Source organism: Methanoculleus chikugoensis (assembly GCF_900095385.1).
Taxonomy (GTDB): domain Archaea; phylum Halobacteriota; class Methanomicrobia; order Methanomicrobiales; family Methanoculleaceae; genus Methanoculleus; species Methanoculleus chikugoensis_A.
Window position 1 is genome coordinate 1 of the sequence record NZ_FMID01000012.1, and the last position, 4,244, is coordinate 4,244.

Annotated in this window: 5 protein-coding genes; 1 reads left to right on the forward strand and 4 read right to left on the reverse strand. The window is 44.5% G+C overall.

From position 1 onward, the window contains the following. Positions 1–220 precede the first annotated feature (220 nt). Entirely contained in the window at positions 221–1,426 is a 1,206-nt protein-coding gene (locus L21_RS02290) for a Fic family protein (protein ID WP_256712032.1), read from the forward strand. Positions 1,427–1,464: 38 nt separating this feature from the next. Here L21_RS02290 and L21_RS14025 read toward each other — a convergent pair whose 3' ends face one another. The 4 genes from L21_RS14025 to L21_RS14275 all read right to left on the reverse strand — a co-directional run. Beyond that, positions 1,465–1,608: a hypothetical protein gene (locus L21_RS14025; RefSeq protein ID WP_178377666.1), complete on the reverse strand. Its 144-nt coding sequence runs from the start codon at positions 1,606–1,608 to the stop codon at positions 1,465–1,467. 395 nt (positions 1,609–2,003) lie between these two features. Next, the gene (locus tag L21_RS13520; protein ID WP_083608712.1) at positions 2,004–2,717 is read right to left on the reverse strand and encodes an HNH endonuclease; all 714 of its coding nucleotides are present in this window, start codon (positions 2,715–2,717) and stop codon (positions 2,004–2,006) included. Between the two features lie 142 nt (positions 2,718–2,859). Beyond that, positions 2,860–3,696: a transglutaminase-like domain-containing protein gene (locus L21_RS02300; RefSeq protein WP_083608713.1), complete on the reverse strand. Its 837-nt coding sequence runs from the start codon at positions 3,694–3,696 to the stop codon at positions 2,860–2,862. Positions 3,697–3,900: 204 nt separating this feature from the next. After that, positions 3,901–4,244: hypothetical protein (locus L21_RS14275; protein WP_218600621.1), on the reverse strand; the 344-nt coding region annotated here is incomplete at its 5' end.

Consider the following 4,244-nt stretch of genomic DNA (forward strand, 5'->3'; position numbering starts at 1 on the left):
GGCGAGCTCCGTGCGATCTCTTCGCGAAAATACGGCTCTTCCCTCTTCACCTACCTTCCTATCGCCTCGTTTACAATATCTATCAAAATGTAACAAACTGATAGATAATGATAATAAGGATCGAAGCAATAGATGAAATTTAACCATGAAACTCCCTCACACTCCTGAATATTCTCCGGCAGATGTAAAAAGGGCCTGGGAGTATGCGGATACCAGAGGTGTGATCGGCGCGGTCTTCAACTACAACAAACGGTACCTGCACTGGGAAGAGCTCAAACGGCGCGATCTTCCGGTAGACCCCCTCTACGTCTGGATACTGATGAAGACCTTCAGAGAGAGGGATATGAAATATGTCTCGTTCGACGATCTTCAGCTGAAATATAACCTTCTGGACGATTTCCTCGAAAAACTTCATTTTCTTGACAAGTCGGCAGCGGGAAGCATTTCATCCGGCCTCGATTCGCTGCCCCAGGATCGGAACCAGTTCATCATCAACTCTCTGATGGAAGAGGCGATTGCATCGAGCCAGATCGAAGGTGCCGCCGTCACCAGGACGATTGCAAAAAAGATGCTCCGTGAAAAGAGAAAACCCGCCACGAAAGACGAGAGGATGATCCTGAACAACTACGTCACGATGAAGAGGATCACCCGGATAAAGGACGAAGAACTGACCCCGGAGTTGATCTTAGAGATCCATAAGACCATTACTCGCGACACGCTCGAAGATCCAGGCGACGAAGGGAGGTTCAGGGACAACAACGAGATCAGGGTCTTTGATATGCGGGGCAACGTCCTGCACACCCCCCCCGATTTCGCGTTGATCGAAGGGCTCATCGAGGAACTCTGTGCCTTCGCAAACAGCGACGACGGGCAGTTCATCCATCCCGTGGTCAAAGGGATTATCCTGCATTTTCTGATCGGATACATCCATCCGTTCAATGACGGGAACGGCCGGACCGCACGGAGTATCTTTTACTGGTACATGCTCCGGAAGGACTACTGGCTGTTCGAATACATGGCGGTATCCAGAGCGATAAAAGATGCGGAGGGGCAATACAAACTCGCATACCTCTACACCGAGAGCGACGAGAACGACCTCACGTACTTCATCCGCTACAATCTCGCGGCAGTAAAGACCGCTGTCGACAATATCCAGAAGTATATCGAGAAGAAGCAGGGCGAGAGCAAGCAGACGTTAACCATCCTCCAGAGGAGCGAGGGGCTGAGCCTTCGCCAGGCAGAGATCGTCAAATCCCTCATCAAAAACCCCGATAAGCCAGTCACGATCAAAGAGATCGTCGAGACATATCGCGTGGCGTATGGAACGGCGAGAAGCGATCTCTTCCGCCTCGAAGAACTGGGGTACCTGACGAAGCAGAAGTCGGGCAAGGAGTACATCTTCATATTCAGGGGTTTGAAAGAGTGAACGCTGTGATATCTTTCAGATTCCTATGGTAATCGGAGTTACTCCTTCTCGGCCAGCCGCACCGCTACCCGCATCATCTCGCGCCCGCGTTGCGGCAGCTCTTCGTGGCCTTCCATGTACCGGTGAAAACGTAGCGCATCTTCCCCGGTCAGTTCCAGTCCGGTTTGCAGTGGCTTTGCCATGGTTTCACAATTGCTGTTTGGTGAAATATTATTATCGGAATCAGTAGTCCGGATCCTTTGGCTTTCCGTCTCATTAGGGTCAATTTGGGGAGTTGACCATATTATTCCCAATATTTGGATTCTTTGGGATGAGTTTGGCAAAATACTTGTTTCATTCTCAATTGATCCTGAGATGGATGGGGTGGAAAAGTGCCACCGGCTGTGGCACAAATGCTGGGAAAGGGCAATCTGGGCGATACCCTGGGCTCGCCATGTTATTCTGATGGAGAAGATCAAGCACCTCCCGACTTGTTTCTGGTAAGAGTAGACCCTTGGGTATGGTAGAGGGGTCGGGGCAGAGGCATCGGGGTAGATGAACAGCTACTATCCGCAAGATGTATCCAAAAACAGGGAGATTATTTTGAAACTATCATTTTTCCTTTCAATTCATCTACAGTAAGAGTAACACCCCTTTTCCGGTGTATCATACTATGACAGTTTGAACACAACACTACTAAATCGGTCTTTGGGTTCACTTCTGTAATGGTGCCGCGATATTCACTTAAGGGGATAATGTGATGAACTTCAGCAAAATTTTCCCCCCACTCTCCATAATGCTCTTCAAAGTTGAATCCACAGACGGCACAGTTGAAACCATGAATTCTTAAAGCATCTGACCTTAAAGCAGGATCTCTCTCAATCACTGTTGAAATTCTAACTTTCACGTTTCCTTCAGTACGACTGTCACCAACAAAATCCTTTGAAAAAACACTGTTTGTGACTTCAACGTCTTCATATTGCTGAACCCCCAAACTCCAAAAGAATGGCCTAACATCGATCCGGTCTGCTACACCATGTACTCGAAAAATATGGTCGTTAATGGTGCATACCCACCGGTTTCGTTTACTATCGAATCCAGCTTCAGCGAGAGCGGGTTTTATTAATGCATAAGGAATATCATAGAATTCTGATGGGTTATCATTGTCCACAATTGTGATTCTAAAATGGTCGCCATATTTTGATGTATATTTATCTAACATCCCATGGAATAGAGCTATCCAATAATCATTCTTCCTTTTGGACGATCTTACATAGCGAGGCTCTCTAGAATGTTCATTGCCGAATTCCATGGACACTACTTAACGTATACCCATATTAAGGTTTGAGGGGGCGTGCTGAGTATTATGTGAAACAGTTTAACCACACCTTTCAAAAAAAAGAAATATGTGTCTAAAGGATAATCTCGAATATATTTTAGTGTCGTTACAATAACTATGACAAAATATTCCAATATCGATAGATATCAGTAATTTTTTGGATGAGTTCTTTCCGAATTGGTTCTGTCTTTAGTTTCGGAACGTAATACTCCGTTAAATCAATCATCCTATCAGAACAGAGTAGCACTTCATTTAGACAATAACAATTTTGTGTATACTTCTCTCGTGTATCAAGCCATCTGATGCCCCCATAATCATGGTAGCATGCGCAATCTGCGTACAGCCACTCATCATTAACTTTCACTTCAACCCACATGTGCCCCAGGTCTGATGCAGGGGAGCACACCAACCTTGATTCAAAACCACTCTGATTTGCTAATTCATAAAATAGAACTGCAACGTCCTCGCAAGCCCCAGTCTTCATATATGCAATCCAATAAGGGTCTTTCCAGAATTGGGTAGTTGATCGGGCTCTAATATTCCCATCTTTGTCGTATCCATAACCGTTGAGATTATCCCCAATGTACTTATGGTTGTAAGCTGGAGAGGTAGCATATTCATTATGCCATAATTTTGTCTCCCAAGATTCCTCAAAATATACTCCCGTAAAATTATCTATTGTCCATTCAGCTAGTTTTTGTAATTTCATCCTCTCGTTCGGGATGCCCGAAACTTCGTTCACGATGCTATCGATCTCTTTTTCACCTTCTGGTCGAATTTTACTAGTATAGCTTAAATTAAAAAAGTCGTCCAAGGTTTCCTGATACTTTGCATGTGTCACAAAAATGCCGTAGAATCCGCCAATAAAAATCCCAAGAATCAAACCGATGTATAAATAAAGATATCTCTGCTTATCGTTTTCTCGATCTGGTCGATTAAGGGGATCTTTCATTACATTCTATTCATTAATCTGTAACACTTAAAGTTTTACAATTTAAATTTGTTAACGCATATTCAATGGCCAATGAGGATCATGTAACCGAGCAGAAAGGCACTCACAATGTTGTGCAAGTCAACTTCCCAAGATATTAGCCCAATGAATTATCGAAAATCCAGAATTGCAAGGAAGATTCTTCATGGATCAGTCGTTTTCGAATCAATCACCTTTTTGCGATAGACTTACCCCGGCTTTGACACACTTTCCTTTTAAATAATTAATGAACGCTGAGCATGTGATTAGCATAAACCTCGCCTCCTCAAGCGTTAGATTTGGCTGATCTTGCAAGGCGTGCCGTATCCCTTCTGAAGAACTTGACCATCCGTATAGTTTGAGGAAGGCCGCTTTTAACGGGGTGCCCATCTCAATCTTTCCTTGTTTTTCAATTAGTTTTAACGCGTCGCCTAAGGTGGCGTTTTTATCTTTAGATATGACCCGACACATTGCTTCTACTGCGCTTATTGACTCTTTTATAGAATTCCGGTAGTCTGGGGATTCGCGAT